Here is a 26,174-nt window from a genome sequence, read left to right as displayed (position 1 = left end):
GAGGCGGCCCGCTCACGCTGGGCGAATCACAGCGCGTATTTCAGCGTGACCAGCCAGGTCCGCGGGTCCGGGTAGTTCTTGTAGTAGACCCCCGTGGCCGGCGTGTAGGTGACGCTGACCGGTTCGTCGGACTCCAGCAGGTTGCGGCCCGACAGCACCACGCTCCAGCGCGGGTCCGGGGTCTGCCAGGTGACCACGCCGTTGAGGAAGGTCTGGGCCGGGGCCTCGTCCTGCGGGCGCTGCAGGGCGTTGAAATAGGTCTTGGTCTGGAACTGGGCGTTCAGCCCGACGCGCAGTTCGCCGGGGATGTCGATGGGAACATCGTAGGTGATCGCGCCCGACAGGCTCCAGCGCGGCGAGTTCAGCAGCCGGTGGCCGTCGGCGTTGACCCCGATCCCGCCGGCGTTGCGGTACTTGTCGTAGACCGCGAACAGGTAGCCGGCCGAGGCCTGGAGGCTCAGGCGTTCGGTGGCGCGGATGTCGGTCTCCAGCTCCACGCCGTAGGTGTGGGCCTTGCCGGCGTTCGACCGCACCGAATTGCCCGGATAGGCCGGGTCGCTGTAGCTGACCTGCAGGTCCTGGTAGTCGTTGTAGAACACCGCCAGGTTCACCCGCGCGCGGTGGTCGAACAGCTCTGTCTTCAAGCCCGTCTCGTAGGCGTCGACGTTCTCGGGGGCGAAGGGGCGGGTGGCCAGGTCCAGCCGCGTGGCGCGGTTGTCGAAGCCGCCCGACTTGAAGCCCTTGGACCAGGTCACGTACTGCAGGACGTCCGGCGTCCACTGGAACTGGGCCGACAGCTTGGGCGTGACGGCCGAGAAGATCTTGTCGGCCTGGCCGGCGATCGACTGGCCCACCACCTGGCCCTGCAGGTTCAGGACCTTGTTGTCGAAGGTGAACTCCTTCTCCTCGTTGGTCCAGCGCAGGCCGCCGGTGACGCTGAGGCGATCGTTCAGCGCATAGCTGGCCTCGCCGAAGACCGCGTAGGCGTCGGTGTTGGTGATGTTGTGGGCGCGGGCGAAGCCGTAGTTGCCGGGCGTGGCCACGGGGTCGGTGGGCAGGGCGTTGCGGCGGCTGTAGCCGTCGCGCTCCACGAAGAACCGCTCGTGCAGATAGAACAGCCCGCTGGTGAAGGTCAGCTTGCCGTAGTCGCCGTTCAGCTGGACTTCCTGGGTGACGTACTGGTCGTTGTAGTGGATCAGGTTCTTCTGGATCAGCGCCGCCTGGCCGTCATTGTCGTAGTAGACGGGGTTGAGGTTGAAGCCGCCGTACGAGGTGACGGACTTCAGTTTCAGATTGTCGTTCAGCTCGTACTGCACGCGCAGGGCGCCGCTGATCTGGTCCAGATCCTGCTTCGGCTCGACTTCCGAATAGGAGCGGTCGGTGCGGTGCGCGCCGTTCGGCTGGGTGACCGGCACATAGCTGCGGCTGTCGCTGCGGTCCTTCAGGGCGTTGAGCGTCAACAGCACGTCCCAGCGATCGGTCGGCGTCCAGCGCAGCTTGGCGCGGTAGGCGTCCAGGTCGATGCGGTTGACGTCGTGGTTCAGGGTCGGGTCGAAGGTGACGCCGTCGCGGCTGTGGTGGATGTAGGACAGGCTGCCGGCCAGCTTGCCCTCGACCAGCGGCCCCTCGATCAGGCCGCGCACGTCGACCGCGCCGTAGTTTCCCAGACCGACCTCGGCCTTGGCGCGGAAGGCGTCGCCCGGGTCGCGGGTGATGATCCGCAGGGCCCCGGCGCTGGAGTTGCGGCCGTACAGCGTGCCCTGCGGGCCGCGCAGCACCTCCACCCGCTCCAGGTCGTTGAACTCGACCATCGAGCCGATCTGGCGCGGGATGTAGACGTCGTCGACATAGACCGCCAGCACCGGCTCCTGGATCGGATCGCTCTCGCCCACGCCGCGCAGGGCGTAGGTCTGGGTGGTGTGGCTGATCGTGACCCGGCTGATGCTGAGATTGGGGATCTGGCCGGACAGGTCGCGGATGCTGTCGACCTTGCGGTCGGCCAGGACCTGCTGGCTGAAGGCCGAGATGGCGATGGCGGTCTTCTGCAGGTCGGTGGCCCGGCGCTCGGCGGTGACGACCACCTGCTCGACGGCCGGGGCGGCGTTGGCGTCGGGCTCGGCGACGGCGGGCGACGTCGGCGTCGCGGCCTGAGCGGCGGTCGCCAGCGCCAGGGCGGAGGTTCCGGAAATCCAGTACAGCGAGATAGAGCTTAGCGACATGATTATCCCCGTTCTTGTTGTCGAGGATAAGTGTCGAAGACTTGTCGCGCCTCAATCCATATAAAATCTATAGGCTTAGAGGTTCGCTCATATCGTGATCTCGAATATACTGATTGAGTATTTCTATCCCTTGGGAAGAACACTGCTCAGGCGGTCGTCCCACAGGGGGCGAACGTCGACCTTGCCGGGAATCAGGCCAGCGGCCGTGAAGGCGTCGGCGACGCCCTGCTGCGAAGCGATGGCGGCGTCGCTGATCCGCAGCAGCCTGGTCGGGCTGCTGCGCTCCTTGAACTCGCGCAGATACAGCTCGGCGGGAACGCCGGTGGCGACGCTTCGGGCCTGGGCCCACCGCGCGTCGTCGGCGTTGGCCCATTCGGCCACCTTGGCGTAGCGGCCCAGATAGTCGCCCACCGCCTGGCGCTTGAGGGGATCGTCCAGGGCCGACTTGGAAGCGGCGACCAGGTAGTTTCCCGACAGGATGCCCAGGGCCGTTCGCAGCACCCGCGCTCCGGCCTGGCGAGCCTGCTGGACGACGACGCCATAGATCACCCAGGCGTCGACCGCACCGCTCGAAAACGCCGCCAGCCCGTCCTGCGGCGACAGGGCGATCGGCTTGATGTCGGTCCAATTCAGGCCGGCTTCGTCGAGCAGGCGCAGCAGGATGTAGTGCGAGGTGGTGGCCTTCACATAGCCGATCCGCTTGCCCTTCAGGTCGGCGAAGGTCTGGGCCCGGCTGTCCTTGGGGACCAGCACCACCTGATTGTTCACGTCGCCCTGCAGCACGGCGACGATGCGGACCTGGTTGCCGGGCGCGCCGGCCACGAAGATCGGCGGGATCTCGCTCATGCCGCCGACATCCAGGGCCCCGGCGTTGATGGCCTCGGCGATCAGGTTGCCGCCGGCGAACTGCGACTTGGCGACCTTGTAGGGCGTGTCGGCGACGCCGGCCTCCTGGAAGAAGGCGTCGAGATTGCCGCGATAGGTGGCCGCGCGCAGCGTCAGGTCTTCGAGCGAACCGGGCCTGGCGGTCTTGCCGGGCGAGCAGGCGGCCAGCGCCGAGAGGCCGGCGACGGCCAAGCCGGCGACTGGGAGGCCGCCGGCGAGGAGGTGGCGTCGGGAGAGGATCATCAGTCGAACAGGTCCGGCTCTTCTTCGGTGACCACGTCCCAGTAGGGCTGGAAGGCCCAGAAGCCGCCGGCCTCGCTGCCGACCTGGCCGGCGGTGTGCTTGGCGACCTCGGGCGGCATCGGCTTGGTCGGGCCGGCGGCCTCGGCCAGCAGCTGGGTCTGGCAGGCGTTCTCCAGCGCCAGGTAGCGCCAGACGGCGGCCTCGACCGACTGGCCGACGGTCAGGATGCCGTGGTTCTGCAGGATCACGGCCTTCTTCGGCCCCAGGGCCTTGGCGATCTTCTGACCCTCGCTGGCGTCCAGCACCACGCCCGAGAATTCCTCGAACAGGGCGTGGTCGTCGTAGAAGGCGGCCGAGTCCTGGGTCAGGGGGTCCAGCAGCCGGCCCAGGGCCGACCAGGCCTTGCCGTACAGCGAGTGCGAATGGGCGGCGGCGACCACGTCGGGCCGCGCCTCGTGCAGTTGGGAATGGATGGCGAAGGCGGCGCGGTTCAGCCGGGCGGGGACCTTGGCCGGCGGCTGAACGATCTCGCCGGCATGGCTGACCAGCATCAGGTCCGAGACCTTGATCCGCGAGAAGTGCACGCCGAACGGATTGACCCAGAAGTGGTCGGTCAGCTCCGGGTCGCGGGCGGTGATGTGGCCGGCCCCGCCCATGTCGAAGCCGTAGCGGCCGAACAGGCGATACGAGGCGGCCAGCCGCTGCTTGCGATAGAGCCGCTCCTGCTCGTGGGTGGGTTGGACCGGCAGGACCTTGGAGCCGAATTCCGGCAGCACGGTCTCGATCTTGGCGGGGTGCGAACCCCCTTGAGCCTGGAAGGCCCGGGCCGGGCTGATGGCGGTCATGGCGATGTCCTTCAGTAGCCGCGCGACAGATCGACGACGTCGGCCAGGGGCGCGCCGGACCGGAAGCGGGCGAGGTTCTCGGCGAAGCGGGTCGCCAGGTTGATGCGGGTGTCGGGGGTATGGACCGAGGTGTGCGGCGACAGCCGGACCTTGGGGTGGCTGTAGAACGGGTGGCCCTCGGTCAGCGGCTCGGGATGGGTGACGTCGAGGCTGGCGCGGGCCACGCGGCCGTCGTCCAGCGCCTCCAGCAGGGCCTCGTCGTCGATCAGGGCGCCGCGGGCGATGTTGATCAGGTGCAGGCCGGGCTTGGCGGCGGCCAGCACCTCGCGCCCGATCAGACGCTGGGTCTCCGGCGTGGCGGGGGCGGCCAGAACGACATGGTCGCTGCGGGCGAACAGGGTCTTCAGGTCGGCGACGCGCTCGACGCCCGGGGTCGGGATCGGCTTGTCCGAGCGGCGGGTGGCGATGACATCCAGGCCCAGGGCCTGGGCGCGCGGGGCCAGGGCCTCGCCGATCGCCCCGAAGCCGACCAGGCCCAGGGTGGTGCCGGAGATCAGTTTCAGCGGCGACGGCGACCAGCGCTCGGCCTTGTCGATCCAGATGTCGGGAAGTCGCTTGGCCTCGGCCAGGATGGCGGCCAGGGCGAACTCGGCCAACGCCACGGCCGAAGAGCCGCGCGCCGAGGTCACCACCGGGCCGTCGAACAGCCAGTCGGGATAGAAGTCGATGCCGACCGAGACCAGCTGCACCCACTGGACGTCATAGGGCCAGCCGGGCGGCGCCTTGGCGGGCAGCACGCCGCCGGCCTTGCGGAACGGGGCGGCGACCAGGACCTTGGCGTCGTCGGGCAGCGGCGCGTGCAGGCCTGGCGGCACGGCGATGATCTCGGCGTCGCCGACATGCTGGGCGAAGACGCTGTTGAACAGCTCGGGCAGTTGGCTGGCGACGACGAGACGGCTCACTTGGCGGCCTCATGCGCGGCGAAGGCGGCCTTGCCGGCGCCGGTCAGCACGACGTCGGACTGCGGTGTGTGGACCCGGCCGCACAGCACGTCGCGGTGATGGCGCTCCAGGTCGTTGTGTCGCGTCAGGCCGGGGTTGCCGGTCAGCTTCAGGGCCTTCTCGACCACGCTGATGGCGTTCTCGGTGACCAGGTGCTTGACCAGGCCCGCCTCGACCCCGCCGACCTCGTCGCGCGCGGCGGTGTCCAGCAGGACGCGGTTGGAGAGCAGCAAGCCGTCGATGTCGCCGACCGCCTCCTGGAAGCGGGGCAGGGTGGACAGCGCCGCGCCCAGATTGGCCGGCTTGCGGTTGGCCAGGAACTCGACCAGCCAGTCGCGCGCCGCCCGGGCCACGGCGTCGTAGATCGCCGCCGTCAGCACCGCCGACCAGGCCGCGAAGGTCGCCGGATAGGGCGGCGGGGCGCCGACCGGCTGCGGGTCCAGGGCGTGGTCCAGCGGAACCAGCACGTCCTCGAAGATCACGTCGTGGCTGGCGCTGGCGCGGAGGCCCAGGTGATCCCAGGTCTCCTCGATGACGACGCCCGGCGTGTCGGCGCGGACCAGCCAGCCGCCGACCAGGGGTTCGGGATCGTCCGAGCGGGCCCAGACCACGAACCAGGTCAGGGCGGTGGAGCCGGTGGAGTAGATCTTGCGGCCGCTGATCCTCCAGCCCTCGGGCGTGCGGCGGGCGATGGTGGCGGGCAGGCCGCCGCGCGCGGGCGTGCCCAGGTCCGGCTCGACCCGCAGGGCGTTGATCAGGGCGCCGTCGGTGATCGCCTCGCCGATCACCCGCTGCTTCAGGTGCTCGGGCCAGCCGGAGCGGCCCTCGACCGAGGCGTGGAACAGGTACTGCATGACCAGCACCAGGGCCGTGGCCGGCTCGCCCCGGGCGACGGCGGAGACCACCTTCAGGGCGGTCGGCAGGTCGGCTTCCAGCCCGCCCAGCCGGCGCGGCGCGGTCAGGGCCAGCAGGCCGGCGTCGCGCAGGGCCGCGAAATTGGCGGTCGGGAAGCTGGCCTCGCGGTCGTGTCGGCCGGCCGTGGCGGCGAAGGCGGCGGTCAGGCCGGGCAGGACCGTGTCGAGATCGGGCAGGGCGGGCGGCGCTTCGGTCACCCGCAAAGCGGCGCCGCTCACGGTGCGACCTCGCGGGGCGGCTGAGAGTTTCTGGGGGTGACCGTCGAGGGCATGGGCGGCGCCGTTCCGTGAACCGTTGCGGCGCGAGCGCCCTTCTTCCCAGAGAAGGGCGCTTAATTCCTACTGAATCAATAGACTTATCCTAAGAAGCCTTATCAGGGTTTCTGATGGTCCGTCCGCGATCAGGCGCGCGACAGGTGGATCTGCTTCTGGTCCTCGTGGATATCCAGCAGGGCCTTCATCAGCTCTTCGTCTTCGCTGGACATCACGCCCAGGACCTCGGCCTCGTCGCAGCCTTCGGCCGCCAGGTAGGCGTGGCCCATGCTGGAGTCGAGATAGATCGACTGGCCCTGGTCCAGGATCACGGGGTCGTAGAACTCGGTGTTCACGACGATCCGGCCCTTCAGCACGTAGATGTATTCCTCGCCGGCGTGGCGGACGAGATCGCCGAACTGCTCGGCGCTCTTGGCGCGGATCTTGGTGATCACCGGGATCATCCGTTTCCCGCGCAGCTCGGTGTGCAGGTAATAGTAGTCGTAGTTCGGGGTCTCGACGCGCACGGCGCGCTCGACCTCGCCCAGGCTGCGGCGAGCGGTGACCGCCTGGGGCGGGCTGGCCGCGTCCTCGGCGAACAGTTCCGACATGCGCATGCCCAGGCGCTGGGCCAGTTGGTGCAGCTTGTCATAGGTCAGGGTCAGGCGGTCGTGCTCGACCTTGGAGAGCGTCGAGACGGGGATGCCGCTCTTCTCGCTCATCTGCTTGAGCGTCAAACCCTCACGATCTCTCAGGCCACGAAGCAGGGTTCCAAGCGTGTGGGGGTTTGCAGGCACGCGCCGCGACTCCTCATGGCTGTTGACGAATTCTCCAATCAGGATAGCAATTGTCCTGATCAGGATAGTTGCTTCCCAATTTATCGGCTGGGCCGTGTGGGAGCAATCCTGCCATTGGCCGAGGGGAGTCAAGGAATGCGAGCGATCAAGGGGGCCGCAGTCGCGGTGTTCGCGCTGCTGGCGGGGCTGGGCTCGGCCCAGGGCCAGACGCGTCAGGAGACGGCGACGCCGCCGGTCGTCAAGGCAGGAAGACCTCCCGCGGCGGCAACGTCCGCCCTGACCGCCCCGTCGGCCAACCCTGTCCTGACCAAGGCCGACGTTGACCTTTGGCTGGACGGCTACATGCCCTACGCCCTGCGCACGGGAGACATTCCCGGCGCGGTGGTCACGGTGGTCAAGGACGGGCAGATCCTGACGACGCGCGGTTTCGGCTACGCCGACCGTGACAAGGGCACGCCGGTCGACCCCTACAAGACCCTGTTCCGGCCCGGTTCGATCTCGAAGCTGTTCACCTGGACCGCCGTGATGCAGCAGGTCGAGGCCGGGAAGATCGACCTGGACACCGACATCAACACCTATCTCGACTTCAAGATTCCGGCGCGCAACGGCAAGCCCGTGACGACGCGCCAACTGATGACCCACACGGCGGGCTTCGAGGAAGTGGTCAAAGAGCTCATCTTCTATGGCAAGCCAGAGCCGGAGCTGGGCGCGTACCTGAAGAACCATGTGCCCAAGCGCATCTTCGATGCCGGCACGACGCCGGCCTATTCGAACTACGCCACGGCCCTGGCCGCCTATATCGTCGAGCGCGTGTCGGGCGAGAAGTTCAACGACTATCTCGACCGCCACGTGATGGGTCCGCTGAACATGCCGAACACCACGTTCCGGCAGCCGCTGCCCGCGAACCTGGTCGGCCGTGACGCCACCGGCTACGACAAGCCCGGCAAGCCTTCGAAGGGCTTCGAGATCGTCGGCCCGGCCCCGGCCGGCTCGGCCTCGTCGACGGGTTCGGACATGGGCCGCTTCATGATCGCCCAGCTGCAGGGCGGCGAGCTGGACGGGGCGCGCATCCTGTCGGCCGAGACGGCCAAGACCATGCACGACAGCCCGCTGGACAAGGTCGATCCGCGCTCGCTGATCCCGCCGCTGGACCGCATGGAGCTGGGCTTCTTCCAGACCTCGATCAACGGCCGGACCGTGATCGGCCACCTGGGCGACACCGAGGGTTTCCACTCCTCGCTGCACCTCTACATGAACGACGGGGTCGGCCTCTATCTGTCGCTCAACAGCGGCGGTCGCGAAGGCGCTGCGGGCGTGCTGCGCACGGCCATCTTCCGCGACTTCTCCGACCGTTACCTGCCGTCCGCCGGCGGGCCAAATTGGGCGGGGGGCGGCAAGGTCGACCCCAAGACCGCCGCCGAACACGCAAAGGCCATGGCCGGCACATGGGATGTCAGCCGCCGCGCCGACAGCACCTTCCTGTCGCTGTTCTACATGCTGAGTCAGGCCAAGGTCGCGGTCGGGCCGAAGGGCGAGCTGGTGGTGCCCAGCATACTGGGCCCCAACGGCCGTCCCAAGGCGTGGGTCGAGGTCGCTCCCTACGTCTGGCGCGAGGTCGGCGGCCATGATCGCCTGGCGGCCCAGGTGGTCGACGGCAAGCCCGTCCGCTGGAGCTGGGATTTCGGCTCGCCGTTCATGGTCTTCGACCGCATCCCGGCGGGCCGCGACAGCGCCTGGCTCCTGCCGGCGATCGCCGCCAGCGTCGGCGTCCTGCTCCTGACCTTCTTCTACTGGCCGGTCGTGGCCCTGGTGCGTCGCCGCTACAAGACCAGCGCCGACATCTCGGGCAAGGCGCTGACCGCCTCGCGGGCCGCGCGCGCCGGGGCGGGTCTGCTGCTGGCCCTGATCGTCGGTTGGGGCGTTGGCGTGACGAAGCTGACGTCGAGCGCGGCCGCCATGGCCGGCGGAATGGACGGCGTGCTGATGCTGCTCCAGGGGCTGGGTTGGATCGTGCTGCCGCTGGCCGTGCTCACCGCCGGGTGGAACCTGTGGCTGACCTGGACGGACGGACGCCGCTGGGGTCGCAAGGCGTGGAGCGTGCTGATGCTGCTGGCGCCGCTGATGCTGCTCTATGTCGCCCTGACCTTCCATCTGCTGGCGATGTCGGTGCACTACTGATGGGCCCGCTGACCCTGGACATCGCCAGCGAAACGCTGCGGCTGGCCCAGCCCTTTCGCATCGCCGGCCATGTGTTCGACAGTTGCGACATCATCGTCGTGACGTTGGCGGACGGACGCGCGAAAGGGCGAGGTGAAGCGTCCGGGGTCTTCTTCCTGGGCGAGACCGCCGACGGCATGCGGGCGCAGATCGAGGCTGTCCGCGCGGCGATCGAGGCGGGGCCGACGCGCGAGGCCCTGCGGTTCATCCTGCCGCCGGGCGGCGCCCGCAACGCGGTCGACTGCGCCCTGTGGGAGCTGGAGGCCGCCCGGACCGGCCAGCCGGTCTGGCGGCTGGCGGGGCTGGACGCGCCCCGGCCGCTGCGCACGACCTTCACCCTGGGCGCCGACACGCCCGAGGCGATGGCCCAGGGCGCGGTGGCCTACGCCCAAGCCCGGTCGATCAAGATCAAGCTGACCGGCGATCTGTCGCTGGACCAGGCGCGGGTGCGGGCGATCCGGGCGGCGCGGCCCGACGCCTGGCTGGGCGTCGACGGCAACCAGGGCTTCGTCCGCGACCAGCTGGACGACCTGGTCGCCACTCTGGTCGAGGAGCGCGTCTCGCTGCTCGAACAGCCGCTCAAGCGCGGTTGCGAGGCCCAGCTCGAAGGCTTCGACAGCGCCGTGCCGATCGCGGGCGACGAGAGCGTGGTGTCGCTGCCCGACGTGGCGGCGGCGGTCGGGCGCTTCCAGGTGATCAACATCAAGCTCGACAAGTGCGGGGGGCTGACCGAGGGCCTGCTGATGGCCGCCAAGGCGCGGCGGCTGGGCCTGGGCGTCATGGTCGGCACCATGGTGGGCACCAGCCTGGCGACGGGGCCGGGCTTCGTGCTGGGCCAGGTCTGCGATCTGGTCGATCTGGACGGCCCGACCTTCCTGGCCAAGGACCGGCCTCCCAGCGTGGTCTATCGCGACGGGACCGTCTGGGCCGACGACGGCGTCTGGGGCGGCCCCGCCGCGGCGGCCGCCGCATGAGCCGGACGGCGCTGGACGCCCCGCCCTGGTTCGGTCAGCCGCGCGGCCTGACCGTGCTGTTCCTGACGAACATGTGGGAGCAGTTCTCCTACTTCGGCATGCGGGCCCTGCTGGTCTACTACATGACCAAGCAGCTGCTGGTGGCCCAGGGGACGGCGTCCCTGATCTATGGGACCTACACGGCCTGCGCCTATTTCACCCCCATCGTCGGCGGGGTGATCGCCGACCGGCTGCTGGGCAAGCGCCGGGCGATCATCATCGGCGCCAGCGTGATGGCCGCCGGCCATTTCATGATGGGTTTCGAGAACCTGCTCTATGTCGCCCTGGCCACGATCGCCCTGGGCAACGGCCTGTTCCTGCCCACCCTGCCCAGCCAGATCAACGACCTCTACGCGGAGGGCGATCCCCGGCGCGGCTGGGCCTACAACGTCTACTATCTGGGCATCAACATCGGCGGCTTCCTGGCGCCGCTGATCTGCGGCACGCTGGGCGAGGTGTTCGGCTGGCACGTCGGCTTCGCCGCGGCCGGGATCGGCATGCTGGCCGGCCTTGTGATCTATCTCTGGGGGCAACGCTACCTGCCGGCCGAGCAGGGAAGGGCGCGGGCCGCGCCAACGCCGCCGGCGTCGCTGGCCGCGCGCGGACGGATGGGCCTGCCCACCGTCCTGGTCCTGGCCGCCGTCGCCCTGTCGGTCACCGTCTTCCGCGGCGCCTACGAGCAGGCCGGCAACACGGTGGCCCTGTGGGCCGACGCGGGCGTCGACCGGGCGCTGGGATCCTGGACCGTGCCGATGACCTGGTTCCAGTCGCTCAATCCGCTGCTGGTCATGGCCATGACGCCGATGCTGCTGGCGAGTTGGAAGAGCCGCGCCGACGCCGGACGCGACACCTCGCCGGCCCTGCGGATGTCGACCGGGGCCCTGATCGTGGCCGGCGCCTACCTGATGCTCTGCGCCGTCGACGCCTTCAGCGGCGGCAAGGCGCACTGGCTGTGGCTGGTGGCGTTCTTCGGGGTCTACACCTTCGGCGAGCTGTTCATCCTGCCGACGGGCCTGGGCCTGTTCGCGCGCCTGGCCCCGCCCGGATTCGGGGCGACGACCGTGGCGGCCTGGTATCTGACCATCTTCGCCGGCAGCCTCAGCGCGGGCCTGGTGGGGACTCTATGGGGCCGGATGTCCCACACGGCCTATTTCGCGCTGCTGGCCGGACTGGCCGTCGTCGCCGCGATCCTCCTGCGACTGATCGATCCTTGGGCGCGCCGCGTCGAAGCGGGCGAACCGTCCGCCTGACCGCGCGATTGCCGTTGACAATTCTCTAATTGGGATAAAAGTGTCCTGATCAGGATTAAATTTACGTAATGACCGGGGTCGAGCACGGGAACATCCGAGCGGACTCCAGCGCCGGCGGGGGCGCTTCAACAAGGGGGAATGGGATGAAAATCAATCGTGAGGCCCTACTGATCTCCAGCGCCATCGGGACGCTGTTGGCCCAGGCTCCGGCCTTCGCGGCCGAGGAGCCCAAGCAGAACGCGTCGATCATCGAGGAGATCGTCGTCACCGCGCAGAAGCGCGAGCAGACCCTGATCGACATTCCCCAGGCCATCTCGGTGGTCTCGGGCGAGACGCTGGAAACCCAGCAGGCCACCAACTTCACCGACTACCTGAAGCTCGTACCCGGCCTGCAGCTCACCCAGAGCGGGCCGGGGGAGGGGCGTCTGGTCATGCGCGGCGTCAACACCGGCGGCGTGGCCTCTACCGTGGCCATCTACATGGACGAGACGCCGTTCGGCTCGAGCAGCGCCCTGGTCAACGGCGCGGTGCTGGCCGGCGACTTCGACACCTTCGACGTGGCCCGCATCGAGGTGCTGCGCGGGCCGCAGGGCACGCTGTACGGGGCCAGCTCGATGGGCGGCCTGCTGAAGTTCGTGACCAACGCGCCCGACACCGACGGCTATAGCGCCCGGGGCCGCGTTTCGGTCGAGGACACCAAGGGCGGAGGCCTGTCGTATCGGACCACGGCGATGGTCAATATCCCGCTGAGCCCGACGGTGGCCGTGCGCGGCTCGGGCTTCTACCGCAAGGAAAACGGCTTCATCGACTCGATCGGCACCGCCGGCTCGGACGTCGAGAAGGACATCAACGACACTGAAGTCTATGGCGGCCGCGTCTCGCTGCTGTACAAGCCGAACGAGGTCTTCGACCTGCGCCTGACCGCCATGCTGCAGGACATCAAGGCCGACGGCTCGACCGTCGCCGAGAGCGATCCCGACACCTTGAAGACCCTGTACGGCAGGCCGAGCCTGTCGCAGTTCGTGCCGTCGTTCTCGGACATCGACTACCGAGTCTACAACGGCCTGTTCAACTACGACCTGGGCTTCGCGACCCTGACGTCGTCCAGCAGCTACACCGAACTGAACCAGACCAAGCGGGACGACGCGACGACCAATCTGAGCGGCCTGATCGAAGCGGTGTTCGGCCCGGCCAACGAGCTCTATCTGGGCCAGAAGACCAACAACCGGAAATACACCCAGGAGGTGCGCCTGGCCTCGAACGAGGGCGCGCCGTTCGAATGGCTGGTCGGCGGCTACTACACCGACGAGAAGGGCCTGATCTTCCAGGAATACGTGGCCGTGACGCCGGGCACGCTGACCGAGCTCTCGGGCCTGCCGCTGCTGGCCGAACTGAACCTGAACTCGCGCTACAAGGAATATGCCGGCTTCGCCAACGGCACCCTGCACCTGGGCGAGCGTTTCGACATCGACGTCGGCGGCCGCTACAGCCACAACAAGCAGACCGCCAGCCAGGAGGCCGACGGCGTGCTGGCCGGCGGCATTCCGATCAACAGCGACCTGAGGTCCTCGGACAACGTCTTCACCTATTCGGTGGCGCCGAAGTTCAAGCTGGACGAGCGCCGCTCGATCTATGGCCGGATCGCCAACGGCTACCGGCCCGGCGGCCCGAACGTGCTGCCGCCCAACGCCCCGGCGGACACCCCGACCAGCTTCGCGCCGGACAAGGTCACCAGCTACGAGGCGGGCTTCAAGGGCGAGAGCGCCGATCGCCGCTTCAGCCTGGACCTGGCCGTCTACCACATCGACTGGAAGGGCATCCAGCTGCTGACGGTGGTCAACAACTTCGGCATCAACGCCAACGGCGCCGACGCCGACAGCGACGGGGTCGAGTTCAGCGCCACCGCGCGCCTGGCGTCCGGCCTGACGGTGTCGGCCAACGGCGCCTATACCGACGCCAAGCTGTCCGGCGACACCAGCGACCTAGTCGGCGGCAAGAAGGGCGACCAGCTGCCGTTCACGCCAAAGATCAGCCTGGGCTTCAACGGCGATTACAGCTGGTCGATCGGCGACAAGGAGGCCTATGTCGGCGCCTCGTTGCGGGTGATGGGCAAGCAGAGCGGCAGTTTCGACGCCGACTATCGCGCCGCCAACGGCGCCCAGCGCAAACTGGACTCCTACGAGGTGGTCGACCTGCGCGCGGGGATCAGTTTCGGCCGGGTCGACCTGGAGGCCTACGTCAAGAACCTGACCGACGCCGAGGGCAAGACCTCGACCAGCGCGGTCACCGCCAACGGCCTGCCGATCTATCCGAACGGGGCGATCGGCACGGGCGTGATCCGGCCGCGCACCATCGGCGTCAGCCTGACCGCAGGCTTCTGATCGCATGAGCGCCATCGCCAGGGCCCCGCGTGACGAAGCTTCGGGGGAGATCGGCGGCCTGCCGTCGCCGTACCTGCTGTTCCTTGGCGATACGGTCGAGGCCGGCTACGCCAAGACCGCGTTCGGCCTGCGCGACTGGGTGGGCGAGCGCTGCGTCGGCGAGTTCGCGCTGCCCGGCGCGCGGGTCAGCACCGGCTTGCCGGCCATGACCCCCGCCCAGGCGGCGGCCATGGGCGCGCGCGGCCTGGTGATCGGCGTCGCCAACGCCGGCGGAATCATCCCGCCGGCCTGGATCGGGGGCCTGGTCGAAGCGCTGGAGGCCGGGCTGGACATCGTCTCGGGCCTGCACGCGCGGCTGTCGGACATCCCCCAGCTGAAGGCGGCTGCCGAGCGGACCGGGCGGCGGCTGATCGACGTGCGCACCCCGCCGCCGGGGATCCCGGTCGGCTCGGGCAAGCCACGCTCGGGACACCGCATCCTGACCGTCGGCACCGACTGCGCCCTGGGAAAGAAGTACGCGGCCCTGGCGATCGCCCGGGCGCTGAAGGGCCGGGGCCTGGACGTCGACTTCCGCGCCACGGGCCAGACGGGGATCATGATCGCCGGCGCGGGCATGCCGATCGACGCGGTGGTCTCCGACTTCGTGGCCGGCGCCGCCGAGATGCTGAGCCCGGCCGCCGCGCGGAGCCACATCGACGTGATCGAGGGGCAGGGCTCGCTGCTGCACCCGGCCTATGGCGCGGTGTCGGTGGGCCTGCTGCAAGGCAGCCAGCCCGACGCCTTCGTCGTCTGCCACGAGCCGGGGCGGACCGAGATCCTCGGCCATGCCGGCCACGCCATTCCTTCGATCGAGGCGGTGATCTCGGCGACCATCGCCCTGGGACGGGTGACCAGCCCGCACATCCGCTGCGCGGGGATCAGCCTCAACACCGGCAAGCTGTCGCCCGAGGCGGCCCTGGCCGAGATCGAGGCGACGGCCGCGCGCCTGGGCCTCCCGACCGCCGACCCGCTGCGCGGCGGGCCGGCGTTCGAGCGCCTGCTGGACGCCTGCCTCGCATGACCGTCAAGACGCCCGGTCGGTTCAGCCGCTGGCTGCTTCCGGGACTGGCCTTCAAGGCGGCCGTGATCGGCGGCGGCTACGCCACGGGCCGCGAGATCGCCGAGTTCTTCCTGCCGTCCGGACCTTGGGGCGGCCTCGTCGGCCTGACCCTGGCGACGCTGATCTGGAGCGGCATGTGCGTCCTGACCTTCCTGTTCGCGCGGGCGACCGGGGCGCGGGATTATCGCAGCTTCTTCCAGGCCCTGCTGGGGCGGGGTTGGATCGCGTTCGAGCTGGCCTACGCCTTCTTCGTGGTCGTGGTGCTGGCCGTGTTCGGCGCGGCGGCGGGCGAGATCGGCCACGCGTTGTTCGGCGCGCCCAGGTTCGCCGGCATGCTGGCCCTGCTGCTGGGCGTCACCGTCTTCGCCGCCTTCGGCAACAGGCTGGTCGAGCAGTTGTTCGCCTGGGTGTCGATCCTGCTCTACGGCGTCTACGCTCTCTTCCTGGTGCTGGCCCTGGGCGCGTTCGGCCACGACATCGCCGCGGCCTTCGCCGTTCCGGTCCAGGTCGGGGCGGACGCCCTGATCGGCGGGACCACCTATGCCGGCTACAACATCATCGGGGCGGTGATCATCCTGCCGGTGACCCGCCACCTGCTCAGCGACCGCGACGCCGTCACCGCGGGCCTGATCGCCGGGCCGCTGGCCATGATCCCGGCCTTCGTCTTCTTCGTGTGCATGTGCGCCTACGCGCCGGAGGTCGGCGGGGCGGCCCTGCCGTCAGACGTGCTGCTGGCCAAGCTGGACCTGCCGGTCTTCCGCCTGCTGTTCCAGCTGATGGTCTTCGCGGCCCTGCTGGAAAGCGGCACGGGCGCGGTGCACGCCATCAACGAGCGCGTCGCCGTGGCCTTCCAGGCGCGGCTGGGACGCACGTTCGGCGTTCGGGCCCGGGCGCTCTGCGCGCTGGGTCTGCTGGTCTTCTGCATGCTGCTGGCTGAGCGGGTCGGGCTGGTCGGCCTGATCGCCGGCGGCTATCGCCTGCTGGCCTACGCCCTGATCGCCCTCTACGTCGTTCCGCTGGCGACGTTGGGGCTGTTTCGTCTCGTCCGGCGTCCCGCCTTCCAAACGGAGGTCCCATGATCAGCCTCGTCCTCGCCGCCGCGCTCCAGGCCGCGCCCATGGCGGCCGGTCCCGTCGTCCAGCCGCCCAAGGGCTTCGACGCCCATGTCGAGCAGCTGCGCCAGAAGGTCGGCGCGCCGGGCCTGTCGATCACCATCGTCGACGAGGGCCAGACGGTGCTGGCCAGGGGCTGGGGCGTGCGCAGGCAGGGAAGCCCCGAAAAGGTCGACGCCGACACCCTGTTCATGACCGGCTCGACCGGCAAGGCCGTGACCACGGCGGCCCTGGCCACCCTGGTCGACGCCGGCAAGCTGTCGTGGGACGACAAGGTGACTGAGCGCCTGCCGGGCTTCCAGATGTACGATCCGTGGGTGACGCGCGAGATGACCGTGCGCGACCTGCTGGTCCACCGCAGCGGCCTGGGCCTGGGGCAGGGCGACCTGCTGTTCGTGCCCCGCAGCAACATCCCGCGCGCCGAGGCCGTGCGCCGCCTGCGCTACCTCAAGCCCGCGACCAGTTTCCGCAGCGGCTACGCCTATGACAACGTCCTCTACATGGTGGCCGGCCAGCTGATCGAGGCGGTCAGCGGCCAGACCTGGGAGGACTACGTCCGCGAGCACGTCTTCGCGCCGGCCGGCATGGCGACCGCCACGACGGACGGCCGCCGCTTCGACTTCGCCAACCGCGCCCAGCCGCACGCCCGCATGAACGGCGGCCTGCGCGGAGCGGGCGACCAGGAGGTGCTCGACGAGCGCGAGGAACTGGCGACCAGCGCCGCCCCGGCCGGCGGCATGGCGGTCAGCGCCAACGACATGGCCAAGTGGCTCAAGCTGCAGCTCGCCCATGGCGCGCTGCCCGGCGGCAAGCGCCTGTTCAGCGAGGCCCAGCACGAGGCCATGTGGCGGCCCGAGGTGATCCAGCCGATCGACAGGGTCCCGCCAGGCATGGAGATCACCAAGCCGACCTTCTCGGCCTACGCCCTGGGCTGGGACATCCAAGACTACCGTGGGACCCAGATCGTCTGGCACAGCGGCGCGGTGTTCGGCTTCAAGACCGTGGTGGTGCTGATCCCCGACCGCAATGTCGGCTTCTCGATCGAGCTGAACAGCGAGGACGGCGAGCTGCCGCGCGGCCTGATGTTCGAACTGCTGGACCACTATCTGGGCCTCAAGCCCGAGCCGTGGACCGAGCGCTACATCGCCTACAAGAAGCAACTGGTCGCCGGGGCGCTGAAGAGCCTGGGCGGCGCCCAGGCCAAGCCGGCCGGCGTCGGCCCCTCCCTGCCGACCGCGAAATATGCCGGGACCTACAGCGATCCCTGGTACGGCGACATCGCGGTGACGCAAGGCGCCGACGGCCTGCGCATCGACTTCAAGTCGACGCCGCGCATGGCCGGCAAGCTCGAGCACTGGCAGTACGACAGCTTCGTCACCCGCTTCGACGACAAGACCCTGGAGCCGGCCTACGTCACCTTCGGCCTGAACGCCGACGGCGGCGTCGAGCGGGTGACCATGAAGCCGGTCTCGCCGATCGCCGACTTCAGCTGGGACTACCAGGACCTGCTGTTCACGCCGAAGGCCGCGCAGCCGTAGGACATCGGCTGATTCTCTGTTCGAGATTAAATTCTCTGATCAGAGAATTTTGATTGCCATCGGTATGGGCCTGGGCTTAGGTCACGCTGTCGCGGAAGGGCGAGGGCGTCCGTCTGAAGACCAGGCGAGGCGCCCGTGAACCAGCTCAGACCCGGATCGCTGAAACCGTCCCGCGGCCTCGCGGCCGGAGGCGACAGCTTCGAGGCGGACCTTCAGATCATGGCCCGGCTGGAGGGCCGGCCCCTGCCCACGACGCTGGAGCTGGCGCGGCTGTTCGACGTCTCGCAGACGACCGCCTTCCGACTCCTCATGCGTGTCAGGCGCAATGGGATGCTCAAGCTGGTGGACCGCGTCAGGCTGCCCGAAAACGCCTGCCACTCCATCGTCGACCTGCGCACGCGTCTGATGGACGCCGACGACCTGCGCCGGCTGGAGGCCAGGCTGGCGGGCGACGCCCACGTGTCCCTCGCGGCGGCCGTGACCGGCAAGCACAGCTACCGGGTCACGCTGGTCCACGCCAACACGGCGGACGCCAACGCCTGGTTCAGGGCCATCCTGGCCGAGCCCGCGGTGATCGACGGCGTCCTGCGGTTCTGCCGGCCGATCATCGAACGCCACCACTACGCCCAGGCCCTGGTCGGCGATGATGGCGGGTGAGGTTTGGCGGAGGAACGAGAACCGGCGTGGCGGTCCTCGAGGGACGCCGCCGGATCGACCTGCGATCAGTCGGGGGGAGACTTGATCATCGGTGATCCTGGATCAGTGATCCGGCGGCGAGATGCATTCTATCGCATCTAGTTATAACTGAAGTCAAGGGCGCCCTCTTTCGGACGTCCCCGGCGCATCCACCCGCTGGCATTGCGTGATAAAGCATTGCATAATTACTGTTGTCGGCGCGGCGACCAGCCCGTCCGGCGCCGCCAGATCACCAGGATGCCGCATGTCACGATCCGCTCCCGACGCCGCCAAGGCCGCGCAGACCAAGGTCCTGCGGCAAGAGGCGGGGCGCTGGCTCAAGGCCGCGCGGGAGCGCGCGGGCCTGACCCAGGCTCAGCTCTCCGACGAGGTCGGGCTGCGCTACTACACCTTCGTCTCGCAGGTGGAGAGCGGGGTCGGCCGCCTGCCGATCGAGACCCAGGCCGCCTGGGCCAAGGCGCTGCGCCTGGACGAGGCGGAGTTCGCCAGGACGCTGCTGGCCTATTATGAGCCCGAGCTGCACCGGTTGTTGTTCGGGAACGCCGCCCCGGCCAGCCAGGCGCAGGCCTAGGCCGCGGCGAGTTTCCTGACGTGGGCACCATCCTTTCCCTGGCCGAATGGATCCGCGACAGCGGCCAATGGACCACGGCCGAGCGCGGCCGGCTCCAGGCCCTGACCGAGCATTTTCCGGGCGGCGGCGACCTAGAGGTGGTGTTCGGCGCCACCGACGACGGCGCGCCGTGGTGCGCGGTGATGAACGGCGAGGGCGAGGTCCTGGTCCACGTCGCCCGTCTGGCCGACAAGTTCCTCGTGCACGTGGCCGGCGAGGAGGTCGTCTCGCGCGGCGACAACCTGCGCGAAGCGCTCGGACGATGGCTGAGGCCCGAGCCGGAACGCCAGGGCGTGGTGGTGCCGTTCGCCAGGCTGCAGAGCGGCGTGGACATGATGATCCTCGTGGCCGTCGCGGCCCTGCTGGAGGAGGCGCTGCGCCACCACCAGGCCCAGGGCATGGACGGGCTCGCCTGGCCGATCGCCGACACCCCCATCGCGGACGCGACGAAGGGGCCGACCCAGCACCTGGCGCCGATCGAGGCCGAGACGGCGGGCCACGCGCCGGCGCATGGGGCCGGCGTCGACGATCCGGACGGACGGTCGGCGCCGGTCTTCGCGGCGCTCGCGCCCGCGCCGGCCGACAGGGACGATCCGCCCCCTTCCGTTTCGCATCCCGTCGTCGCCGAGGCCGCCGCGCCTGTCCAGGTCGCCCAGGTCGCCCAGGTCTCGCGGGCCGATGGGCAGGCGATCCATGAGACCCTCCACGTGGACGGGAAGGCGGCGTTGCTGGTGCAGATCCGCGGCGGCGACGGCGACGACGTCCTGGTCGGCGGGGCCGAGGCCGAGCACCTGGTCGGCGGCGACGGCGACGACGTGCTGATCGGCGGCGGCGGGGCCGACATCCTCGACGGCGGAGCGGGCGACGACTGGATCGTGCTGACGTCCCAGGCCCTCGCCTCCGGCGGCAGCGGGGCCGACACCTTCGTGATCAGCGCGCCCAAGGTGATGGACCACGCCGACACCCTGCTGGGCACGATCCTCGACTACAGCGCCCGCGAAGGCGACCGCCTGGTGACCGCCAAGGGCGAGGTCGTCACCGTGCCGCCGTCGAACGAACCCGTCGACACGCCTCCGGACGCCCGCGGCGGCCAGAAGGTCGAGGTCGATCTCGACGGCAACGGGCATGTCGACGGCTACGTGCTGATCGGGCCCCAAGGCCACGCCGCGCCGGCCGATCCCGCGCCGGTCGACCACGGATTCGACCCCTGCCTGATCGCCCCCAGCGAGAGCTGGTCGGGCTGGACCGACATCATCGGCTGAGTGATCGCCGCCTGGCGCATGCCCGACGCGACGATGCAGCGTCGGATGTATAGTAATAACTAGACAAGCGAAAACTATGTGACATAGGGTTCGGGTGACGCCGCCCCAGGGGCCGCGCGCCCTCGCGAGGCGCCCGGTCCGTCCACCGATCAGGCCTGGGCTTCACTTCTCAGGCGACGGCTCAGCCGACCGCAACCCGGACCCCATCCATGTTCCCACGCTCCATATCTGGCGCGCTCGCCGCGCCGCGCCGCGATGTTCCCATGCCGACGCCTCAGCCCCTTCCAAGGGTGTCGGTGGTCATCTGCACCCTCGACGAGCACGAGGCGATCGGCGGGGTGCTCGACGACGTGATCGCCGACCTGGCGGGGATCCCGCACGAGATCATCGTCGTCGACGACTCCATCGACGACGCCACGGCGCAGGTCGTCCTCGACCGCGCCCGGGGGCGACCCGCGGTTCGCCTGATCCGCCGCCACGGCGCCGGCGGTCTGGCCTCGGCGGCGATCGCGGGCTGGGACGCGGCGCGGGGCCAGACCCTGGCGGTCATGGACGGCGACGGCCAGCATGATCCCCGGCTGATCCGGCGGATGCTGGACCGCCTGTCCCAGACGCCCGCCGACGTCGTGGTGGCCAGCCGCTACCTGGACAACGGCGGGTCCGGGCTGACCGGCCTTCGCCACTGGGGCAGCCGTGCGGGCGTCGAGGTCTCGAGGCTGCTGCTGGGCCTGCGCCTGGCCGATCCGCTGAGCGGCTGCTTCCTGATGACCCGGGCCTGGTACGAGACCGTTCGGCCGCGCCTGTCGGGCCTGGGCTTCAAGATCCTGATCGACGTCGTCGCCTCGGACCGTCGTCGGCCGAAGCTGCTGCAGGTCCCGACCGCCCTGCGGGCCCGGGTCGGCGGCGTATCGAAGCTGGACCTGCGGGTCGTCTTCGATCTGCTGGCGCTGCTGGTCGAGAAGCGGACGGGCGGGGCCCTGTCGGCGCGCATGACCCAGTTCCTGTTCGTGGGCCTGACGGGCCTGCTGGTCCACCTGACGACCCTGAGCACCGGACGGGCGCTGGGCGTTCCGTTCTGGCTGGGCCAGAGCGCGGCCATCTTCCTGGCGATGAACTGGAACTTCATGCTCAACAACGGCCTGACGTTCCGGGATCGCCGCCTGCACGGCCGCGCCCTCTGGCAAGGCCTGGCGAGCTTCTACGTCGCCTGCCTGGGCGGGGCCGCCGTCAGCGAGGCGGTCGGCGCGGGACTGCATGCGCTGGACGTTCCCTGGTTCGCGGCCGGCGCGGCCGGCGCGTTGGCGGGCGCGTTCTGGAACTATCGCGCCGTGCAGCGCCTGACCTGGCGTCCGGCCAAGGCGGTGCGCAAGGCCGGAACGATCCTCGCGACCTGGGCGGGGAGGACCATCCGATGAGCGGGTCGTTGCTGAAACGATTGTCGGCGCTCGACGGCCGCCGGCGCTGGGCGGTCGTGGGCCTGATCCTGCTGCTGGCCGCCTTCGCCATCCGGTGCGCGCAGTTCGGCAATCCGCTGATCCATGTCGACGAGAACTTCTACCTGCTGGTCGGCGACCGCATGCTGCACGGGGCCGTTCCGTATGTGGACATCTGGGACCGCAAGCCCGTCGGCCTGTTCGTGCTGTTCGCCGCGATCCGGCTGCTGGGCGGCGACGGGATCGTCCAGTACCAGGTCGTCGCCACCCTGTTCGCCGCCGGCACGGCCCTGATCGTCGCCCGGATGGCCGCGCCGATGGCCGGGCTGAAGGCCGCGACGATCGCCGGCGTGATCTATCTGCTGCTGCTGGGCCTGGTCGGCGGATCGGGCGGGCAGGCGCCGGTCTTCTACAACCTGTTCGTCGCGGGGGCGGCCCTGGCGACCTTGACCACCGTGACGCCCGGCGGCGTCTCGGCCGAACAGATCCGGCGCAAGGGCGCCCTGGCCATGGGCCTGATCGGCGTGGCGATGCAGGTCAAGTACACGGCCGTGTTCGAGGGCGTCTTCCTTGGCTTGGCGCTGATGTGGGCGTCGTGGCGGGTCAGCCGTCGGCCGGGCCGCCTGGCGGTCGACGCGGCGATCTGGATCGCCGTCGCCCTGGCGCCGACCCTGGCCGCTTTCTACTGGTACGCCTGGATCGGCCAGGCCGACGCCTTCATCTACGCCAACTTCCTGTCGATCGGCGATCGCTCGGGCGCGCCGCCGCAGGAACTGGCGCGACGCCTGGCCAAGGCCTGGAAGCTGCTGCACATCCCGGTGTTCGCGGTCGTCCTGGCGACGCTGCTGGCGTCGTGGCGGGCCTTCCCGCGCGGGCCGTCGACCATGAAGTTCGCCCTGGCCTGGCTGGCCGCGGCGATCCTCGGCTACCTGGCGTTCGGCACCTATTTCGATCACTACGCCCTGCCGCTCTTCGCGCCGCTGGCCGTGGCCTGCGCGCCGCTGTTCCTCTATCGCCCATACCGGCTGGGCCTGGTCGCGGCGGCGCTGATGCTGCTGTCCGGCGCGGTCGCCAATGTGGCGGTGGTCCGCAAGATGCACCTCAAGCGGGGCGGCCAGGCGGAAATGACGGCCATGGTCGAGGCGATCCGTCCCCGCCTGAACGGATGCCTCTACGTCTGGAACGGCGATCCGCTGCTGTATCACCTGACCGGGTCCTGCCTGCCCACGCGCTACCCCTTCGCGGGCCACCTGAACCTGATGCGGGAAAACGGCGCGATCGGCGTCGTTCGAGGCTCCTCCGCCGCGCGGGGAGGATGGTCGACGGCTAGGACGCGGGGTTCTTGCAGCTGAAGCTCGCGGCTTGATCGGTCGAGCCCTTGCCGTCCCACTGGGCCGTCTGCGGATAGGCGCAGAGGGGGCGGGTCTTGAGGGTCTTGGCCGGGAAGCCCAGCAGGCCGGCATAGTCGTTGTCGGTCTTGGCCGCGATCACCACGTCCGGCGCCGCGCCGCCCTCGACCCAGCCGTCCAGCGTGGCCAGCATGTCGAAGGTGTCGGGGCCCGGACCACCGAAGCAGTGCGACATGCCCGGAACCATGAACAGCCGCGAGAAGCCGTCGGCCGACTTGACGCCCATCCTGGCGCGGACGGCGTCGTAGTACTGGATCGTCGAATAGGGCGTGATCGCCGCGTCGGCCCAGCCGTGATAGAGGATCAGCTTGCCGCCCTTGGCCTTGAAGGCCGACAGGTCGGGGTTGTCGGCGGCGACGGTCGGGGCCAGGCGCCTGGCGGCCTTCAGGTCGCGATCCAGGTTCAGCTGGGCCAGCTGCCAGCCGGTGTCCGAATAGACGAAATTGGCGAAGAACGACCGGGCGAAGGACGGGTGCTGGGCCTTCTCGCCGCTGATCCACAGCGGCCAGGCGTTGGGCACGGCTTCGCCGCCGGCCGGATAGCCGGGGAAGATCGCCTTGCCGCCGGCGCCGCGCGGACCCTGGTACAGCTTGCGCAGGCCGTCGACCTGCGGCGGGGTCAGGCAGTCGCCGGTCTTGCCGTCCTTGCACTGGACGACGGCCGGATCGAAGCGGCACTGGCGCGGATCCTCGATGACCCCGTCGGCGACGCCGTCCAGCTTGTCGCACTGGGCCAGGACCGCCTTCTGGACGATCGCCAGGCTGGTCTCGGTGAGGCGGCTTTCGGGGCGTTCGTGCACGGCCTTCCACGACCAGGCGAAGCTGCCCATCAGCCGGGTCCAGGGCGCGGCCGGCGCGCCGGCGACGATCCCGTCGAAGTCGCCCGGATAGCGCTGGGCCTCCATCAAGGCCTCGCGGCCGCCGTCGGAACAGCCGGAGAAATAGGCGCGCTTGGGAGCCTTGCCGTAGCGGGCGGCGATCAGGGCCTTGGCGAAGACGGCGGTCTCGTGATTGGCGCGATGGCCCCAGTCGACGATCTTCTCGGGCTGGTTCAGGGCCCAGTTGGCGTCGCCGCCGGCCCCGTCCTCGGTGTGGCCCATGTCGGTTCCGGCCGTCGCGTAGCCGGCCTTGACCGCCGGGCGCATGGCCAGGCGCGGACCGCCCAGCGTGCCGCCGTAGCCGCCGTTGCCGGTGGCCATGAACTTGCCGTTCCAGCTGGCTTCGGTCGGCAGCCAGACCTCGACCTTGATCGACGAGGACGGGGTGGGCGCCAGGGTCGCGTTGATCCGGCAATAGGCGGCGGCGCTGGGCAGGGGCGGGATGCCGAAGACCTCGATCTCCTGCAGGCCGCCGACCGGCACCGCCTTGACCGCGGTGATGGTCGCGCCGGGGATCTTCACCTTGGCCAGGTCGTCGCAGGACGTGGCGGCCTGGGCCTGGCCGGCGAGCATGGCCGCGCCGACGGCGGCCAGGGATGCGATCGAGGCGACGGCGGCGGAGCTCATTGGATCACCGTTTCTTGCAGGGAAATCTTGGTGGGGGCGACCGGCGCGTCGGCCGAGCGGGCGGCGATCTCGGCCACCATCTTCTCGTGCGACGCCCGGGTGATCGGATAGAAGGCGATCAGCCCGGCCGAGGTCAGGCCGCCGACCAGCGGGATCCAGAACATCATCGCCTTGATGCCGGCCAGGGTCTCGGGGCTCTGCGGCGCGTTGGGCACGTAGCCGACGTGGGTCAGGGCGATGCCCAGGAAGCCCGCGCCCAGGCCCAGCGCGGCCTTCTGGCCCAGGACCAGCAGGCCGAACACCAGGGACTCGGTGCGCACGCCCGTGCGCCATTCGCCGTACTCGACGGTGTCGGGCAGCATGCCCCAGAAGCAGACGATGTAGGACGCCAGGCCCATGGCCTGCAGCACCACGGCGGCCAGCAGCAGGGTCACGCCCTGGCCGTCGGCGAAGTGCCAGAGGACCAGGCCGGCCAGGCCCGGAACCGCGCCGATCAGCCAGGCGGCGCGCTTGCCCACCAGCCGCACGATCACCGCGAAGGCGGGCACGCAGATCGCCGCGGTCAGGGCGCCCACGGCCAGGGCCGCGCTGCCCAGCTTGGCGTCGCCGACCACGTACTTGAAATAGTAGAGCAGGTTCTTGGAGAACATCGTGCCCGAGAAGGCGCTGAGCACGACCGCGCCCAGCACCAGCAGCAGGGCGCGGTTGGCCAGCAGGCTGCGGACGACGTCGCGCACCGGGCGCGGGGCGGGCGGCGCCTCGTCGGCGACGTCCAGGCCGCGCGCGGCCCAGGCCACGGCCAGCAGGCACAGGGCCGAGATCGCGCCGTAGACGGCGGCGACGATCAGCCAGCCGCGACGCGGCGCCTCGGGCGTCGACAGGGCCTGGGCCAGCGGCAGGGTCAGGGCCGCGACGGCGATCGCCGCCAGGGTGCCGAACACCATCCGCACGCCCGCCATGTCGCCCCGCTGGGTGCTGTCCTGGGTGATGCGGGCGAACAGGGCCGCATAGGGGATGGAGACCACGGCGTAGAGGGTGCGGAACAGGATGTGGGTGACCGCCGCGAAGGCGATCGCGCCGGCGGTCGGGGCGGCGGGACCGACGAACAGGGCCATGAAGCCCAGGGCCAGCGGCGCCGCGCCCAGCAGCAGGTACGGACGATAGCGGCCCATGCGCGAGCGGGTGCGGTCGACCAGCGCGCCCAGGATCGGGTCCAGCGCCGCGTCCCAGATCAGGGCCGCCATGTAGATGAAGCCGGCCGTCGCCGCCGGCAGGTCCAGGGCGTCCGTATAGAAGAACAGCAGGTAGAGCCCGGCCGTCTGCCAATACAGGTTGAACCCGAAATCACCGACCCCGATCGCCGCCTTGCGGACGGCCGTCAGCCTGGGCGCGTCGCCCTGCGTCAAGCTTGGCATCTCTTCCCCGTTTCCTCGTCGGGGCTGGACCAATCGGCGCGCCCCGTTTATTCACCAGTTGTATAACGAAATCACAATG

20 protein-coding genes are annotated in these 26,174 nt (G+C 69.7%); 12 read left to right on the top strand and 8 right to left on the bottom strand.

What is annotated here, in order from left to right; all coding sequences use genetic code 11:
* Positions 1–26: 26 nt before the first annotated feature.
* The 6 genes from AC1DYP_RS05985 to AC1DYP_RS05960 form a co-directional block, all read right to left on the bottom strand.
* The gene (locus tag AC1DYP_RS05985) at positions 27–2,219 is read right to left on the bottom strand and encodes a TonB-dependent receptor (protein WP_477045564.1); all 2,193 of its coding nucleotides are present in this window, start codon (positions 2,217–2,219) and stop codon (positions 27–29) included.
* Positions 2,220–2,342: 123 nt separating this feature from the next.
* On the bottom strand, positions 2,343–3,347 hold the full coding sequence (locus AC1DYP_RS05980; RefSeq protein WP_477045563.1) for an ABC transporter substrate-binding protein: 1,005 nt from the start codon (positions 3,345–3,347) through the stop codon (positions 2,343–2,345).
* Entirely contained in the window at positions 3,347–4,192 is an 846-nt protein-coding gene (locus AC1DYP_RS05975; protein WP_477045562.1) for a class II aldolase/adducin family protein, read from the bottom strand. Before AC1DYP_RS05975 ends, AC1DYP_RS05980 begins: the two co-directional genes overlap by 1 nt.
* 11 nt (positions 4,193–4,203) lie before the next feature.
* Positions 4,204–5,154 (bottom strand): D-isomer specific 2-hydroxyacid dehydrogenase family protein, encoded by a 951-nt coding sequence (locus AC1DYP_RS05970; protein ID WP_477045561.1) that lies wholly within the window; start codon positions 5,152–5,154, stop codon positions 4,204–4,206.
* Positions 5,151–6,326: an acyl-CoA dehydrogenase family protein gene (locus AC1DYP_RS05965; RefSeq protein WP_477045560.1), complete on the bottom strand. Its 1,176-nt coding sequence runs from the start codon at positions 6,324–6,326 to the stop codon at positions 5,151–5,153. Before AC1DYP_RS05965 ends, AC1DYP_RS05970 begins: the two co-directional genes overlap by 4 nt.
* A 182-nt stretch (positions 6,327–6,508) precedes the next feature.
* Positions 6,509–7,156, bottom strand: a complete 648-nt coding sequence (locus tag AC1DYP_RS05960; protein ID WP_477031602.1) for a helix-turn-helix domain-containing protein — start codon at positions 7,154–7,156, stop codon at positions 6,509–6,511.
* Between the two features lie 135 nt (positions 7,157–7,291).
* Between AC1DYP_RS05960 and AC1DYP_RS05955 the strand changes: the two genes are divergently transcribed.
* The 12 genes from AC1DYP_RS05955 (at position 7,292) to AC1DYP_RS05900 (ending at position 23,119) form a co-directional block, all read left to right on the top strand.
* Positions 7,292–9,334, top strand: coding sequence for a serine hydrolase domain-containing protein (locus tag AC1DYP_RS05955; RefSeq protein WP_477045559.1), 2,043 nt, complete (start codon positions 7,292–7,294; stop codon positions 9,332–9,334).
* Positions 9,334–10,347: a dipeptide epimerase gene (locus AC1DYP_RS05950; protein ID WP_477045558.1), complete on the top strand. Its 1,014-nt coding sequence runs from the start codon at positions 9,334–9,336 to the stop codon at positions 10,345–10,347. Before AC1DYP_RS05955 ends, AC1DYP_RS05950 begins: the two co-directional genes overlap by 1 nt.
* Positions 10,344–11,636 carry a peptide MFS transporter gene (locus tag AC1DYP_RS05945; RefSeq protein WP_477045557.1) on the top strand — a complete coding sequence of 431 codons (1,293 nt, stop codon included), beginning with the start codon at positions 10,344–10,346 and terminating at the stop codon, positions 11,634–11,636. The genes AC1DYP_RS05950 and AC1DYP_RS05945 overlap by 4 nt, the downstream gene beginning before the upstream one ends.
* A 143-nt stretch (positions 11,637–11,779) precedes the next feature.
* A complete protein-coding gene (locus AC1DYP_RS05940) occupies positions 11,780–14,017 on the top strand; it encodes a TonB-dependent receptor (protein WP_477045556.1) in 2,238 nt (745 codons plus the stop codon).
* A gap of 4 nt (positions 14,018–14,021) precedes the next feature.
* Complete coding sequence (locus tag AC1DYP_RS05935; RefSeq protein ID WP_477031607.1) at positions 14,022–15,077, top strand: N-acetyltransferase DgcN family protein; 1,056 nt, start codon at positions 14,022–14,024, stop codon at positions 15,075–15,077.
* On the top strand, positions 15,074–16,195 hold the full coding sequence (locus AC1DYP_RS05930; RefSeq protein WP_477045555.1) for a YkvI family membrane protein: 1,122 nt from the start codon (positions 15,074–15,076) through the stop codon (positions 16,193–16,195). Before AC1DYP_RS05935 ends, AC1DYP_RS05930 begins: the two co-directional genes overlap by 4 nt.
* A complete protein-coding gene (locus AC1DYP_RS05925; protein WP_477045554.1) occupies positions 16,192–17,766 on the top strand; it encodes a serine hydrolase in 1,575 nt (524 codons plus the stop codon). The genes AC1DYP_RS05930 and AC1DYP_RS05925 overlap by 4 nt, the downstream gene beginning before the upstream one ends.
* A gap of 135 nt (positions 17,767–17,901) precedes the next feature.
* Positions 17,902–18,423: a hypothetical protein gene (locus AC1DYP_RS05920; protein WP_477045553.1), complete on the top strand. Its 522-nt coding sequence runs from the start codon at positions 17,902–17,904 to the stop codon at positions 18,421–18,423.
* 283 nt (positions 18,424–18,706) lie between these two features.
* The gene (locus tag AC1DYP_RS05915) at positions 18,707–19,033 is read left to right on the top strand and encodes a helix-turn-helix domain-containing protein (protein WP_477031611.1); all 327 of its coding nucleotides are present in this window, start codon (positions 18,707–18,709) and stop codon (positions 19,031–19,033) included.
* Positions 19,034–19,053: 20 nt separating this feature from the next.
* On the top strand, positions 19,054–20,334 hold the full coding sequence (locus AC1DYP_RS05910) for a hypothetical protein (protein ID WP_477045552.1): 1,281 nt from the start codon (positions 19,054–19,056) through the stop codon (positions 20,332–20,334).
* A gap of 263 nt (positions 20,335–20,597) precedes the next feature.
* The gene (locus tag AC1DYP_RS05905; RefSeq protein ID WP_477045551.1) at positions 20,598–21,749 is read left to right on the top strand and encodes a glycosyltransferase; all 1,152 of its coding nucleotides are present in this window, start codon (positions 20,598–20,600) and stop codon (positions 21,747–21,749) included.
* A complete protein-coding gene (locus AC1DYP_RS05900; protein WP_477045550.1) occupies positions 21,746–23,119 on the top strand; it encodes an ArnT family glycosyltransferase in 1,374 nt (457 codons plus the stop codon). Before AC1DYP_RS05905 ends, AC1DYP_RS05900 begins: the two co-directional genes overlap by 4 nt.
* Here the strand turns inward: AC1DYP_RS05900 and AC1DYP_RS05895 are convergent.
* Both AC1DYP_RS05895 and AC1DYP_RS05890 read right to left on the bottom strand, forming a co-directional pair.
* A complete protein-coding gene (locus AC1DYP_RS05895; RefSeq protein ID WP_477045549.1) occupies positions 23,094–24,680 on the bottom strand; it encodes a tannase/feruloyl esterase family alpha/beta hydrolase in 1,587 nt (528 codons plus the stop codon). The genes AC1DYP_RS05900 and AC1DYP_RS05895 overlap by 26 nt on opposite strands.
* Complete coding sequence (locus tag AC1DYP_RS05890) at positions 24,677–26,095, bottom strand: MFS transporter (protein WP_477045548.1); 1,419 nt, start codon at positions 26,093–26,095, stop codon at positions 24,677–24,679. Before AC1DYP_RS05890 ends, AC1DYP_RS05895 begins: the two co-directional genes overlap by 4 nt.
* Positions 26,096–26,174 lie beyond the last annotated feature (79 nt).

The organism is Caulobacter sp. P1_D6 (assembly GCF_056406095.1).
Note: the sequence above shows the minus strand (reverse complement) of the source record. Positions and strands in the feature narration are given on the sequence as shown.